Source organism: Streptomyces sp. NPDC058459 (genome assembly GCF_042721685.1).
In the GTDB taxonomy this organism is placed as follows: Bacteria; Actinomycetota; Actinomycetes; order Streptomycetales; family Streptomycetaceae; genus Streptomyces.
In genome coordinates this window covers 1-13,676 of the sequence record NZ_JBHXLV010000175.1, presented here as the reverse complement: position 1 = coordinate 13,676, position 13,676 = coordinate 1, and the positions used below count along the sequence as shown (strand labels likewise).

Annotated in this window: 13 protein-coding genes and 2 pseudogenes; 8 read left to right on the top strand and 7 right to left on the bottom strand. The window is 71.7% G+C overall.

The features are described from left to right. Window positions 1–308: 308 nt before the first annotated feature. The 3 genes from ACFWN1_RS25550 (at window position 309) to ACFWN1_RS25540 (ending at window position 2,306) form a co-directional block, all read left to right on the top strand. On the top strand, window positions 309–1,256 hold the full coding sequence (locus tag ACFWN1_RS25550; RefSeq protein ID WP_384366356.1) for a radical SAM protein: 948 nt from the start codon (window positions 309–311) through the stop codon (window positions 1,254–1,256). Then, the gene (locus ACFWN1_RS25545) at window positions 1,253–1,390 is read left to right on the top strand and encodes a hypothetical protein (protein WP_384366354.1); all 138 of its coding nucleotides are present in this window, start codon (window positions 1,253–1,255) and stop codon (window positions 1,388–1,390) included. The genes ACFWN1_RS25550 and ACFWN1_RS25545 overlap by 4 nt, the downstream gene beginning before the upstream one ends. Window positions 1,391–1,484: 94 nt before the next feature. Beyond that, window positions 1,485–2,306, top strand: a complete 822-nt coding sequence (locus ACFWN1_RS25540; RefSeq protein ID WP_384366352.1) for an aminoglycoside phosphotransferase — start codon at window positions 1,485–1,487, stop codon at window positions 2,304–2,306. Window positions 2,307–2,508: 202 nt separating this feature from the next. On the opposite strand, the gene ACFWN1_RS25535 is transcribed toward ACFWN1_RS25540, so the two are convergent. From ACFWN1_RS25535 to ACFWN1_RS25510, 6 genes and pseudogenes are all read right to left on the bottom strand, one after another. After that, the gene (locus tag ACFWN1_RS25535) at window positions 2,509–2,694 is read right to left on the bottom strand and encodes a hypothetical protein (protein ID WP_384366349.1); all 186 of its coding nucleotides are present in this window, start codon (window positions 2,692–2,694) and stop codon (window positions 2,509–2,511) included. A gap of 113 nt (window positions 2,695–2,807) precedes the next feature. Beyond that, window positions 2,808–3,128 (bottom strand): annotated as a pseudogene (locus tag ACFWN1_RS25530) (hypothetical protein); the annotation flags it as partial. An 81-nt stretch (window positions 3,129–3,209) separates the two neighbouring features. Beyond that, window positions 3,210–3,836 carry a class F sortase gene (locus tag ACFWN1_RS25525; protein ID WP_384366346.1) on the bottom strand — a complete coding sequence of 209 codons (627 nt, stop codon included), beginning with the start codon at window positions 3,834–3,836 and terminating at the stop codon, window positions 3,210–3,212. Between the two features lie 121 nt (window positions 3,837–3,957). Next, window positions 3,958–4,500 (bottom strand): hypothetical protein, encoded by a 543-nt coding sequence (locus ACFWN1_RS25520; protein WP_384366344.1) that lies wholly within the window; start codon window positions 4,498–4,500, stop codon window positions 3,958–3,960. A 369-nt stretch (window positions 4,501–4,869) separates the two neighbouring features. After that, window positions 4,870–5,817, bottom strand: a complete 948-nt coding sequence (locus tag ACFWN1_RS25515; RefSeq protein WP_384366341.1) for an EamA family transporter — start codon at window positions 5,815–5,817, stop codon at window positions 4,870–4,872. Next, window positions 5,814–6,173 carry a nitroreductase family protein gene (locus tag ACFWN1_RS25510; RefSeq protein WP_384366338.1) on the bottom strand — a complete coding sequence of 120 codons (360 nt, stop codon included), beginning with the start codon at window positions 6,171–6,173 and terminating at the stop codon, window positions 5,814–5,816. Before ACFWN1_RS25510 ends, ACFWN1_RS25515 begins: the two co-directional genes overlap by 4 nt. A 158-nt stretch (window positions 6,174–6,331) precedes the next feature. On the opposite strand from ACFWN1_RS25510, the gene ACFWN1_RS25505 reads away from it, so the two are divergent. Then, window positions 6,332–6,820, top strand: a complete 489-nt coding sequence (locus ACFWN1_RS25505; protein WP_384366335.1) for a MarR family winged helix-turn-helix transcriptional regulator — start codon at window positions 6,332–6,334, stop codon at window positions 6,818–6,820. Here ACFWN1_RS25505 and ACFWN1_RS25500 read toward each other — a convergent pair. After that, window positions 6,817–7,488 carry a vancomycin high temperature exclusion protein gene (locus tag ACFWN1_RS25500; protein WP_384366332.1) on the bottom strand — a complete coding sequence of 224 codons (672 nt, stop codon included), beginning with the start codon at window positions 7,486–7,488 and terminating at the stop codon, window positions 6,817–6,819. The two genes, ACFWN1_RS25505 and ACFWN1_RS25500, sit on opposite strands and share 4 nt — an antisense overlap. A 154-nt stretch (window positions 7,489–7,642) precedes the next feature. Here ACFWN1_RS25500 and ACFWN1_RS25495 point away from each other — a divergent pair, with 154 nt between their 5' ends. The 4 genes and pseudogenes from ACFWN1_RS25495 to ACFWN1_RS25480 all read left to right on the top strand — a co-directional run. Further along, window positions 7,643–8,917 (top strand): deoxyguanosinetriphosphate triphosphohydrolase, encoded by a 1,275-nt coding sequence (locus ACFWN1_RS25495; RefSeq protein ID WP_384366329.1) that lies wholly within the window; start codon window positions 7,643–7,645, stop codon window positions 8,915–8,917. 106 nt (window positions 8,918–9,023) lie between these two features. Further along, the gene (locus ACFWN1_RS25490) at window positions 9,024–10,283 is read left to right on the top strand and encodes an NAD(P)/FAD-dependent oxidoreductase (protein WP_384366326.1); all 1,260 of its coding nucleotides are present in this window, start codon (window positions 9,024–9,026) and stop codon (window positions 10,281–10,283) included. Between the two features lie 47 nt (window positions 10,284–10,330). Beyond that, window positions 10,331–12,226: a DNA primase gene (gene dnaG / locus ACFWN1_RS25485; RefSeq protein ID WP_384366323.1), complete on the top strand. Its 1,896-nt coding sequence runs from the start codon at window positions 10,331–10,333 to the stop codon at window positions 12,224–12,226. Window positions 12,227–12,339: 113 nt separating this feature from the next. Further along, window positions 12,340–13,620, top strand: a pseudogene (locus tag ACFWN1_RS25480) (RNA polymerase sigma factor); the annotation flags it as partial. Window positions 13,621–13,676: the final 56 nt, after the last annotated feature.

The following is a 13,676-nucleotide window of genomic DNA, read 5'->3' as shown; positions in this document are numbered from 1 at the left end:
CCCTGTGCGGGGGTGCCGCCTCTTTGGGCATGGGGTGGGGGCGACTGTCAAGCTAGGGTGCTGACCAGGCCAAATGGGGTCTGCTAGCGATGGTTGCTGTTGAACCTGCGTGGATCTGTTGTGCGTTGACATGTCGAACGGGAAGTACGTCCCAGCAGCTCATAGCACTTGATGGAGCATCAAGTGCTGGCGCGTGAGTCGGCGAGCTTTCGCCTCGGAGGGCGCTTTACGAAGAGCTTGCCTCGACCGCCGAGAGCGGCAACCCTCTGCCGAGCTGGCTCCTCGACCACGCCCGCACGGCCTGGAGCGTGGATCTGGCGGGCGCGGTGATGCGGGACGCCGTCCTTGTACGCTCCGGTACCGGCCTCGGCTACGGCCGGGCCACATATGAGATCAACAAGGGCTGCAACTTCAACTGTGAGCACTGCTACCCCGCGGAGCGGAAGTTCGAGGGACTGCCCTGGCCGGACAAGGTCCGGCTCCTGCACCTGCTGCGGGATGCCGGAGTGCTGTGGCTCCAGTTCACCGGCGGCGAGCCGCTGATCGACCGGGACTTCGTGGACGCGTACACACTCGCTCACCGCTTCGGGATGCTGATCGAGATCCTGACCAACGGCTCCCGGCTTCACCGCCCCGAGATCATCGGCCTCCTGCGCGACCTGCCACCGCACAAGGTGACCGTCTCCCTCTACGGGGCGACCCCGGACGGCTTCGACTCGCTCACCCGCAAGCCGGGGGCGTTCAAGCTGGTCGAGAAGGGTCTCCTCGCAGCACACAAGGCCGGTATCGCGCTGGAACTGGCGCTGATCATCACCAGGCACAACACCCACGAACTGGACGCCATGCGCGCCCTCGCCGAGCGGTACGGGGCGAGCCGACAGGAGTACGGCACGATCTCACCTACGTACACCGGCACGCCCGAACCGCTGGCCGCGCAGGCGCCCGGCTTCCTGGACAAGACCAGCGTCTTCCAGGGCTGCCCGGCCGGCCACACCTTCTTCCACGTCGACCCGCACGGCCTGGCGACCATGTGCAAGGTCGGCCGCGCGAACCCCATCGACCTCATGTCCGAGGGCCTGGACGGACTACTCCGTCTGCCCGGCATCGCCGATGCCCAGATGCTTCGCACCGGTGGCTGCGGCGGCTGTCAGCTCTCCGGCACCTGCCGGGTCTGCCGACCGCTCGCCAAGGCGTACCAGGAGGCGAAGGCGCCGCTGAACACCTACTGCCAAAACGGAAACGAGGAAGCGTCATGACCGCTGTCACGGTGGAGATCAGCCCCCGGCCGCCAGCCGTGGAGGAGCTCGAGGGAGTGATCCTCCTGGAGGACTTGGAGGCGCTGACCGAAGGGGCCGTTCCAGGCTGCAACGACGACAACCCGTACCGGTAGACAATCGGCCGCACAGAACCGCGGGGGCTTCGGGACGTTTTTCTGTCCGAAGCCCCCGCATCCGCGCCCGCCCTCCGTGGAAGAGTGAACCCCCATGGCGACCATCCGCATCGGCCTCGACCGACTGCCGCCCGCCGCTCGTGCCGCCGTCGAAAGTCACACCGGCCCCCTCCTCACGGTCGAGGAGACCGCCGAGGGCTTCAACAGCGAGATCGCGGCCCGCGTCACCTCCGCCACGGGCACCTGGCACATCAAGGGGCTGCGCACCGACCACCCCCGCGCCTGGACCCAGTGCCGGGAGGCCGCCGTCGCCCGCTTCCTCACCGGCCTGGCTCCTGCCCTCCGTTGGCGCGTCAAGGCCGCCGGTTGGGACCTCCTCGGCTTCGAAGCCCTCGGCGGCCACCACGCCGACCACGCCTCCGGCTCCCCCGATCTCCCCGAAGTCGCCTCCTTCCTGCGCCGCCTCGGCGAGACTTCCTGCCCCGGCATCGAGCTACGTCACGCCGAGGAGCGTCTGGAGCATTACGTCGCCCGCCCCGGCGACCTCCGTTTCTTCGCCGGGCCTCACCTGCTCCACACCGACCTGAACAACGCGAATGTCCTCGTCGACGATCATGCTGCCGAGGGGGACCGGGCCCGCTTGGTCGACTGGGCCTGGGCGACCCGTGGGGCGGCCTGGCTCGACGCCGGCTACTGGGTCATCTGGCTCATCGCCGCCGGTCACACTCCCGCATCCGCCGAGCGCTGGGCCGCCGAGATCCCCTCCTGGCACACCGCTCGCGCCGAGGGCGTCACGGCCTTCGCCGCCGCCAACGCCAACGTCTGGTCCGAGATCAGCGGCGCCGACCCCGACCCGTGGACCCGGCGCCTCGCCGCTGCCGCCACCGCCTGGTGCGCACATCGCAGGACTGGTTGAGCCGAACTCCCGCGCGGAAGCTAGCCGCGCGGCCGCCCAGCCGACGGGCAACGACCACCGCTGAGCCCCAAAGCCCTTCGTCGGTCCCCGACTCACCACCGATCGCCGGTGGGTTCCGGCACCGAAAAGAGAGGCGTCACCCTGTGTGGGGGTGCCTCTTCGGGCGTCGTGTCGCCGACCGGCCTGATTTCGAGCCTGGCGCTCAGGAACCCCGGAGGTCGCCCCATTTGCGCCTGATCAACGCGGCCAACCACTGGCCGACGGTCATGGTGGCCCCCACAACCAGCATGAAGGTCATCGCATCCCCCCACGCGTGCCCGGACACCACGTGCCAGACCACACCGGCCAGTCCCCACCACAGCACCGTGCCGCTCAGTACCAGCGACACCCGCACCCAGCGTGGACGCTCCCGCAGCCGAAGTCCTAAGCCCCGTCGCTCGGTCATACCCGAACAACTACCCCGTCAGCTCCAAGGTGTTCCGGCCGAGACCTGGCCCGGGGTCACTCCTCGGTGAACAGGTCCTCGGCGTAGGTCGCGCGAACGGCGCGCTGGGCCCACAGTTCGAGTCCGTCCGGGTCGGCGCAAGCCGTCACCCGCTCGCGGATCTCCTCGGGGACAGGCACTCCCCGCCATTCGAGGACGCGCAGCACCATCTCGGCCCTTGCCTCGGCCCGGCCCTGCTCCCGCCCCTCCTCCCGCACCTGTTCCGCCAGCGGGTGGCGCCAGAAGTACTGGATCGCGGTCATCAGGTCCCTCCACATCCGCTTCGCCCGGGGGTCGGCCAGGCATGAGTCGACGAACTGCACGAAGACCGCGGCGCTGCTGGTGGTCTTCCTGGTGTTCCAGCGGTGGATCGTGACGGGGGTGGAGCGGTCCGGCATCGACTGACCGGGTGCGTGCCCTCAGGTGCCGCGGGCGCCCGTCAGGTGCGCGAACACCACCACGTTGCCCTGATAACCCGTCGACCTGGAGTACCCGCCCCCGCAGGTGATCACCCGGAGTTCGGGGCGGGACGAGGCACCGTAGACCTTCTCGTCGGGGAAGTCCTTCGCCGCGTACACCTCCACCGCGTCCACCGTGAAGACGGCCGTCGTGGCGTCCTCGCGGTCGATCTCGATCGTGGCGCCGCGCTTCAGGGCGCCGAGGTCGTAGAAGACGGCGGGGCCCTCGGTGTTGTCGACGTGCCCGGCCACCACGGCGGTGCCGGTGTCGCCGGGGGTGGTGCCGGCCTCGTACCAGCCGGCCAGGTTCTTCTCGGCGGGGGGAGGCACGTCGAGGCTGCCCGAAGAGGTCAGGGAGAGGCCCGTCAGGGGCGCGTCCACCCGGATCGCGGGGATGCGGACGCGGGTGGGCGGGGACGCCATCAGCGGGTGGGCGGCGCCGCGTCCGCCACCCGGATCGGGGTGGCCCTCGGCGGCGGACGGCTGCGGGGGAGTACCGGTATCGGTACTGGTACCGAGCAGCCACACACCGGTACCGAGTGCGAGAGCCGTGACGGCGGCCATGACGGTGTCGCCGGTCCTGCGCATGGCAACCCCTTCCCGGAGACGACCCTTGAGGGAAGGCCCGCCCCCCAGGGGTCACGAGGGGCATCGGACCCTTGGGGGGCGGGACTTCGCGGTACCGGCGACGGACAGCGGAGGGTGTCCGTCAGATCCCGTCGCCTCTCGCCCGGCGATGCAGGAGCCAGGTACCGCCCGCGGCGGCGACGGCCAGAGCCGCCACACCCGCCGTGGTCTGCATGGGGCCGGGCCCGAAGGCGCCACCGACCCCCGTCTTCACACTGCCGTGCGGCCGTACCTGCCCGTACGCCCCGGCCATGGTCACCTTCAGGTCCCCCGTCACCCGCCGCTCGCCCTCCGCGCACCGCGCGACGATCTCGTACGTCCCCGGCTGCGCGCCCGCCGGCACCTGGAACCGTCCGGTCGCCTCGCCCTCGTGCGTGGTCGGCGCCAGCGCGAACGTCCCCGCGCCCACCGCCCCCGCGTCACCGATCGCCGCGCCCTTCTCCCCGCAGGCCGCCGTGTTCACCGTGACCTGGCTGCCCGGCACCGCCGTGGACGGGTACACCTGGAGACCGCCGACCCGCGCGGTCCGCGGGTGCGCCGCGCCCGCGTGGGCCTGAGCCGTGCCGAGCCCGGCCGCGGCGACGGCCAGCGCGGTGCCGGTCAGCAGACGGGCGGTGTGTCGCATGGTGCTCCCCAGAGCTTGTCCGACTCGTGTTCCCTGTGATCAGGGGGCGTGCCCCTGCTCCTCCGAGGAAAAGGCCGGCGCGCCCCGACCGCCTCCCGAGCCGCCGCCCCCGCTGCGGTGAACGGGTGGCGCCCGCCGCCCCCGCACGGGTGAGGCGGCACGAGGTAACAGCAGGTCAGGGGCCCACCAAGGGGAGGGGGCCAGGTGCACACGAATGGCGTGCGGCCGGGGGGAACGCGAAGACGGTGCGCCGGACGCCCGGCGCACCGCCGGTCACCGCTCGGTCCAGCCGGCTCACGTTCCCGCGCTCCGCACCGCCGCGACCGCGAACGCGGTGGAGGAGGTCATGCACACCGCCAGCGCGTGGTGTCAGCTCCCGCCGGTCTCGTCCCGGCCGAGGCGGGTCACCGACCGGCCGTACGCGGTCGGGGAGGCTCCGGGGCGCGCGGCGGATGCCCCGCGCCCCCTCGGCTGGGCGAGCACGACGGCCCCCACGACCGCCGCCGCGCCCAGGAGTTGCTGTGGCCGCAGGCTCTGGTCCAGGAAGAGATGACCGAGGACGGTCGCGCACAGGGGCGAGGCGAACGACAGGAACGAGGCAGCGAGCGCCGGCAGCCGCGACAGCCCGCGGAACCACAGTGCGTACGCGATGAGCGCCCCGACGACGCCGAGGTAGAGGAACCCGCCGGCGTTGGCCCGGGTGAGATGATCCGGCAGTCCCTCGCCGAGCAGGGTGACGGGGAGCAGCACCAGGCCGCCGACGGTCAGCTGCCAGCCGGTGAACGCCAGCAGCCCGACCCCCTCGGGCCGCCCCCACTTCTTGGTGAGCACGATCCCGGACGCCATCGACAGGGCGCCGAGCAGCCCGGCCGCCACGCCGACCCCGTCCAGCCCGGCGTGCGGCTGCAGCACCAGCATGGCCACACCCGTCGCGGCGAGCAGGCAGGCGCCGATGTGCGCTGGCCGGACCGGGTCCTTGAGCAGCACCGAGCCGAGCAGCAGCACGATCATCGGCTGGACGGACATCACCAGCGCGGCCACGCCGCCCGGCAGGTGGTAGGCGGCCAGGAAGAGGAAGTAGAAGAACGCGCCGATGTTCAGCACCCCGAGCACGGCCGCCCGCCACCACCAGCCGCCCCGGGGCAGGGTGCGGGTGAACAGCAGCAGCACCAGCCCGGCGGGCAGCGCCCGCAGGGTGGACGCCAGCAACGGGCGGTCGGGCGGCAGGAATTCGGTCGTGATCAGATACGTGGACCCCCAGACGGCCGGGGCCAGCACGGTGAGCGCGGAGGTCCGTGCCGTCCGCCCGCCGCTCATGGACGCGTGCCGTACGTCTCGGCGAACCGGGCCGGCGAGTGGTCGCGGCGGCCGGGGTGGGGCCGGGCCTCGGCGCGCCGGGCGCCGGACTCGGCGACGAACACCAGCACCACCGGCGCCTCCTGCGGCTGCGGCTGCCCGCCGGTGGCCTCGGTCAGCGCCTCACGGCCCTGCTCGCCGGAGACGATGACGACGGACCTGGCCTGGAGGTTGACGCTCGACGGCGCCTCAAGTGCCAGTTCGGCCGGCTCGTCCAGCAGCTCCGCCGGTACCGGGCCGGGCCGGTGGTGCCGGACGCTGGGGCGGGCGCGGACGATCCGCGAGACGGTGGCGCGGTCCGCCGGCGACGGCTGCATGGGTCCCCTTGCTTCGACGTCGAACTATCTGACATCGAGACAGTATGAGTGAACTAAGCTTTCGTCAAACAGTTCGCCGTCGAAGTAATCCGGTCGGAGCGGGGGGCGGACCGAAGCGAGAAGCGCGAGCTGCGAACGTGAGAAGAGAAGGTGACCGGATGCGTGACGCCGTGGACGACTTCCTCGACCAGTGGGCCGCCCAGCGCACCGACCTGGATCTCGACGCGATGGGCTCCGTCGGCCGCATCATGCGGCTGTCCCGGCTGGTCAACGCGCGGCTGAAGGACTACTTCGCCCAGCACGGCATGGAGACCTGGGAGTTCGACGTCCTCGCCACCCTGCGGCGCGGCGGCGGACCGCTGACGGCCAAGGCGCTGGCGGCGAGCGTCATGATCGGCTCCGCCGCCCTCACCAACCGCGTCGACCGGCTTGTCGCCCGGGGTCTCGTCACCCGCGAGTCCGCGCCCGGAGACCGCCGCAGCCTCCACATCGCGCTCACCGACGCCGGGCGGGACCTGGTCGACGCCACCGTGGAGGGGCACGTCCAGAACCAGCGGAAGATCCTCTCGGGCCTGGACGACGCCGACCGCGAGGAACTGGGCCGGATGCTGCGCACGTTGCTGGTGTCCCTGGGGGACACCCGCTAGGGAGCCAGTGCCCGCTGGATGCCCCGCTCCCGGGGCCCCAGGAACCGCGGGTCCGGCCGGAACGCCGCGTCCAGGGCCGCCTTGCCCGCCGCGAAGACCTCGCGGGTGCCGCCGTAGTACCAGGTGACGTCGTGCTTCGCCTCGACGCCGAGGCCGTACGAGGTGACACCGGCAGCCTCGCAGAGGGCCACCGCGCGGCGGATGTGGAAGCCCTGGCTGATCAGGACCGCCCGGTGGACACCGAAGATCCGGCGGGCGCGGGCGCAGGAGTCCCAGGTGTCGAAGCCCGCGTAGTCGCTGACGACGCGTTCGGCCGGGACGCCGTGGCGGCTGAGGTAGGCGCGCATCGCGCTCGGTTCGTCGTAGTCCTCGCGGCTGTTGTCGCCCGTGACCAGGACGGCCCTGATCCGGCCCGCCCGGTACAGCCGCGCCGCCGCGTCCAGGCGGTGCGCCAGGTACGGGGAGGGTCCGCCGTCCCACAGACTGGCGCCGAAGACGACCGCGACCCCGGTGCGCGGCACGTCCGCCGCCGTGCGCAGCCGGTCCGCCGTCGACACGTACAGCCAGGTCGACGGCAGCAGCGCCAGCACGCACCCCGCTACCACGCCCCGCACCAGCCGTCGGCGCCCTCGCACCGTGCGCGGCAGCCTCGGTCGGCCGATCCTCATCCCGCCCCTCCCGTGTCCGATCCCGTCCGGGATGACGGGAGACCCGCCCTCCTGGTTCACTCCACCCCCGCGTAACACCACAATTCCGTCACCCCTCCCGCAATCACCCGCCCCGCCGCCCCGCGATGTCGTCACCTGCGCTTACTGTCGAGGCATGGAAGGCACCGCACACCCCTCAACCTACGATCCGACCGCCGTCGAACGCTGGGCACCCGAACCCGACAAGCGCCCTGGCCGCACCGCCTTCCAGCGCGACCGCGCCCGCATCCTGCACTCCGCCGCGCTGCGCCGGCTCGCGGGCAAGACCCAGGTCGTCACGCCGGGCACCCGGACCCCGGCGTGGGACGCCACCCCGCGCACCCGCCTCACCCACTCCCTGGAGTGCGCCCAGGTAGGCCGCGAGCTGGGCGCCGCCCTCGGCTGCGACCCCGACCTCGTCGAAGCGGCCTGCCTCGCGCACGATCTCGGCCATCCCCCCTTCGGCCACAACGGCGAGCAGGCGCTGAACGAGTTCGCGGACGACATCGGCGGCTTCGAGGGCAACGCGCAGTCCCTCCGCCTCCTCACCCGCATCGAGCCCAAGCGCTTCACCCCCGAGGGCTCCGTCGGCCTCAACCTCACCCGCGCCACCCTGGACGCCGCGACCAAGTACCCCTGGCCGCGCGGCGCCCACCCCACCGAACCGGCCTCCCCCAAGTTCGGCGTCTACGACGACGACCGCCCCGTCTTCGACTGGCTCCGCAAGGAGGCCCCCGGCACCCGCACCTGCTTCGAGGCGCAGGTCATGGACTGGGCGGACGACGTCGCGTACTCGGTGCACGACGTGGAGGACGGTCTGCACGCCAGCCACATCGACCCCGGCTGTCTGCACGCCGACCCCGAACGGGACGCCGTCTTCGAGGTCGCCGTCGGCCGCTACGTCCCGGCCGGCACCGACCCCGCCGAACTCGCCGAGGCCCTCGACCGGCTCCAGGACCAGGAGTGGTGGCCGCACGGGTACGACGGCACGGCGGTCGCCCAGTCCCGGCTGAAGGACGCCACCAGCCAGCTCATCGGCCGCTTCTGCCTCGCCGCCGAGGGCGCCACCCGCGCCGCGTACGGCGACGGCCGCCTCACGGGGTACGGCGCCGAACTCGTCGTACCCCGCGAGGCCCGCATGGAGTGCGCGGTGCTCAAGGCGGTCGCCGACCGGTACGTGATGCAGAGGGCCGAGCAGGAGCTGCTCCGCGCCGATCAGCGCATCGTCGTCGCCGAGCTGGCCGAGGCGCTCACCCGGCGCGCGTCGGACGGGCTGGAACCGCAGTTCAGGGCGCTGTTCGACGAGGCGGAGAGCGACCACGCGCGCAAGCGGGTCGTCGTCGACCAGATCGCCTCGCTGACCGACGCCTCCGCCCGCACCCTGCACGCCAGGCTCACCCGGCACATGTAGCGGGAAAATGACCGAGGGCGGCCCGTTTCCGGCCGCCCTCTCTTCCCGCACCACGCCGGGTGCGGGACGCTCGCCCGAGGGCGGCATCTTCACGAGGAGGCATCAAGTGGTGGACGCGGACCAGACGTTCGTCATCGTCGGAGGCGGTCTCGCCGGAGCCAAGGCGGCCGAGACGCTCCGCGCGGAAGGGTTCACCGGCCGCGTGATACTGATCTGCGACGAGCTGGACCACCCCTACGAGCGCCCGCCGCTGTCCAAGGGCCACCTGCTCGGCAGGGAGGAGCGCGACAGCGTCTTCGTCCACGAGCCCGCCTGGTACGCCCGGAACGACATCGAGCTGCACCTCGGCCAGACCGTCGACGCGATCGACCGCACGGCCAGGACCGTCCGCCTCGGCGACGACGGCACCCTGATCCGCTACGACAAGCTGCTGCTCGTCACCGGCGCCGAACCCCGCCGCCTCGACGTCCCCGGCATCGACCTCGCGGGCGTCCACCACCTGCGCCGCCTCGCCCACGCCGAGCGCCTCAAGGGAGTGCTCGCCGCCCTCGGCCGGGACAACGGCCACCTGGTGATCGCGGGCGCCGGCTGGATCGGCCTGGAGGTCGCCGCGGCCGCCCGCGAGTTCGGCGCCGAGGTCACCGTGATCGAACCCGAGCCCGCCCCGCTGCACGGCGCCCTCGGCCCGGAGCTGGGCAACCTCTTCGCCGAGCTGCACCGCGAGCACGGCGTCCGCTTCCACTTCGGCGTCCGGCTGACCGAGATCATCGGCCAGGACGGCATGGTCCTCGCCGTCCGCACCGACGACGGCGAGGAGCACCCCGCGCACGACGTGCTCGCCGCCATCGGCGCCGCCCCCCGCACCGGCCTCGCCGAGGCGGCCGGCCTGGACCTGGCCGACCCCGCCGCCGGCGGCGGCATCGCGGTGGACGAGCACCTGCGCACCTCCGACCCCGACATCCACGCCGCCGGCGACGTGGCGGGCTTCCCGCTCCTGGGCGCCCGGCTGCGCGTCGAGCACTGGGCCAACGCCCTGAACGGCGGCCCGGCGGCCGCCCGCGCGATGCTCGGCCAGGACGTCAGCTACGACCGCCTGCCCTACTTCTTCTCCGACCAGTACGACCTGGGGCTGGAGTACACCGGCTGGGCGCCCCCCGGCTCCTACGACCAGGTCGTCATCCGGGGCGACGCGGGCAAGCGCGAGTTCATCGCCTTCTGGGTGCGCGAGGGCCGGGTGCTCGCCGGGATGAACGTGAACGTGTGGGATGTCACAGAGCACATCGAGCGCCTCATCCGTTCCGGTGCGCCGGTGGACGTCGAGGCGCTCGCCGACCCGCACGTACCGCTCGCGGGCCTGGTGCCCTGAGCACCGGGGGCGCGGGGAGAGCGCCCGGACCCCCGTAGAATTCATCCGTGGCAGGACGGATCAACGACGAGGACGTGAAGGCGGTACGGGACGCGGTCCCGATCGACGCCGTGGTCTCCGAGTACCTCCAGCTGCGGGGCGCGGGCGGCGGCAACCTCAAGGGCCTCTGCCCCTTCCACGACGAGAAGTCGCCGTCCTTCCAGGTCAGCCCGAGCAAGGGACTCTTCCACTGCTTCGGCTGCCAGGAGGGCGGCGACACCATCACCTTCGTGATGAAGGTGGACCACCTCTCCTTCTCCGAGGCCGTCGAGCGCCTCGCCGGCCAGGCCGGCATCACCCTGCGCTACGAGGAGGGCGGCTACAACCCCGCCCACCAGCGCGGCGAACGCATCCGCCTGGTCGAGGCCCACAAGGTCGCCGCACAGTGGTACGCCGAGCAGCTCGCCACCGGCCCCGAGGCCGACACCGGCCGGATCTTCCTCGCCGAACGCGGCTTCGACCAGGCCGCCGCCCTCCACTTCGGCGTCGGCTACAGCCCCCAGGGCTGGGACCACCTCACCCGCTACCTGCGCGGCAAGGGCTTCAGCGACAAGGAACTGATCCTCTCCGGCCTCTCCCAGGACGGCCGCCGAGGCCCCATCGACCGCTTCCGGGGCCGCCTGATGTGGCCCATCCGGGACATCGGCGGCGAGGTCGTCGGCTTCGGCGCCCGCAAGCTCTACGAGTCCGACAACGGCCCCAAGTACCTCAACACCCCCGACACCGCGATCTACAGGAAGTCCCAGGTCCTGTACGGCATCGACCTCGCCAAACAGCAGATCGCCAAGTCCAGCCGGGCCGTCGTCGTCGAGGGCTACACCGATGTCATGGCCTGCCACCTCGCCGGGGTCACCACCGCCATCGCCACCTGCGGCACCGCGTTCGGCGGCGACCACATCAAGATCCTGCGCCGGCTGCTGATGGACAACGGCTCGGCCCGGGTCATCTTCACCTTCGACGGTGACGCGGCCGGACAGAAGGCCGCGCTGCGCGCCTTCGAGGACGACCAGAAGTTCGCCGCCGAGACCTACATCGCCGTCGCCCCCGACGGCATGGACCCCTGCGAACTCCGCCTCGCCAAGGGCGACGAGGCCGTCGCGGACCTGGCCCAGCCCCGCACCCCGCTCTTCGAGTTCGCGCTCCGGAAGATCATCGACCGCTACGACCTGGATACGCCCGGTGGGCGGGCAGCGGCCTTGGACGAGGCGGTTCCTGTGGTGGCCAAGATCAAGGAACGCACGCAACGCCGGGAAGTAGCAGTGCAATTGGCCGGACTGGTTGGTATCCGCGACGAAGAGTACGTCGTGGACCGGGTGGGCTACACGAGCCGGAGGAACGGTGGCCAGCAGCGCACGGGGGCGTCGCCCAGCCGTCGCGCCTATGAGGAAGCGGCCCCGGCCTCCGCGGTTTCTGGCCCTGCCCTCACGCTGCGTAATCCGGTATACATTGCCGAACGTGAGCTGCTCAAGCTAGCGCTCCAGTCACCTGAGCTGGTGACGCCGGCGTTCGATGCGTTTGGGGTGGATGAGTTCACCGCCGCGCCGTATGCGGCCGTTCGTCAGGCAATCCTTGACGCCGGTGGCGCAGAACTCGGCGTTCAGGATTCTCAGGAGTACTTGCATCACGTTCTCGAAGCCGCGCCGGATGACTCGATCAAGTCTGTGATCACCGAACTTGCGGTTGAGCAGTTCAGGCGCAAGAACGTTGACTCTTCCTACGCGGGCATTCATCTGGTTGCCGTTCGTCGCCGTGCGGTAGAGCGGCAGGTTGCCCAGATGCACGTCACCTTGACGCGTCTTGGCCAACAGGGTGATCCGGCTCAGTCGGTGTTCGTCCAGAACGAGCTGTGGGTTCTCCAGCAGTACGACCAAGCCCTGCTCGCCCAAGGAGCGGAAGCGCTCTAGCGCTCCAGGATCACCACCCGGTCACGCACCGGAGGCAAAAAGTCACCGCACGCCCCTCGTGGCGGAGATGTGTCGTACCCCACACTGAACGCGGTGCCCGAGTCTCCGGCGCGCAGGCCGTCGACTCCGCGCTCCACCGCGCCGCTGCCGCACCTCCCCCCGGAGCAGCGATCATCCTGGAGGTCGCCCTCGTGCAGACCCACACCCTCACGCAGACAGCCCGTACCGCCCGCGGTGGTGCCGAGCCGGAACTGCTCAGGGCCGTGCTCGCGCAGAGCCATGGCGACCCGGAGCCGACCGCGGAACCGACGCCCGATGACACCCCCGAACCGCCCGCCGAGGCGCTGACCGGCGCCCCTGACGACACCGCCGACACCGCCGACACCGCCGACACCGCCGACACCGCCGACACCGACGACACCGCCGAGCCCGACCCGCCCGAGCCCGTGTCCGTGCGCGGAGCCGTGCGGACCGAGAGCGGCGGACCCTCCGCCGACCTGTTCCGTCAGTACCTGCGGGAGATCGGCCGCATCCCCCTGCTGACCGCCGCCGAAGAGGTGGAACTCGCCCGCCGGGTGGAGGCCGGACTCTTCGCCGAGGAGAAGCTCGGCACCACGCCCGTGCTCGACAGCGGGCTCGCGCTCGACCTGGACCGGATCGTCGTCATGGGCCGGATGGCCAAGCGCCGCCTGATCGAGGCCAATCTGCGCCTGGTCGTCTCCGTCGCCAAGCGGTACGTGGGCCGGGGGCTGACCATGCTCGACCTGGTCCAGGAGGGCAACCTCGGGCTCATCCGCGCGGTGGAGAAGTTCGACTACGCGCGCGGCTACAAGTTCTCCACGTACGCCACCTGGTGGATCAGGCAGGCCATGTCCCGGGCCCTCGCCGACCAGGCCCGCACCATCCGGGTCCCCGTGCACGTCGTGGAGCTGATCAACCGCGTCGTCCGGGTACAGCGGCGCATGCTCCAGGAGCGGGGGTACGAGCCGACCCCCGAGGAGGTGGGGGCGCAGCTCGACCTTCCGGCCGAGCGGGTGCGGGAGGTGCTGCGCCTCGCCCAGGAACCGGTGTCGCTGCACGCGCCGGTGGGGGAGGAGGACGATGTCGCCTTCGGTGATCTGATCGAGGACGGGGACGCGGCGAGCCCTGTGGAGTCGGCCGCGTTCCTGCTGCTGCGGCAGCATCTGGAGGCCGTGCTGTCGACTCTGGGCGAGCGCGAGCGGAGGGTGGTCCAGCTCCGGTACGGGCTGGCCGACGGCCGCCCCCGCACGCTGGAGGAGATCGGCCGGCTGTTCGGGGTCACGCGGGAGCGGATACGGCAGATCGAGTCGAAGACGCTCGGCAAGCTCCGGGATCATGCCTACGCGGACCAGCTCCGGGGCTACCTCGACTGACCGCGGCTTTCCCGCCACCGTTGCTCGTCGCGCGGTTCCCCGCACCCGTGGGGAAC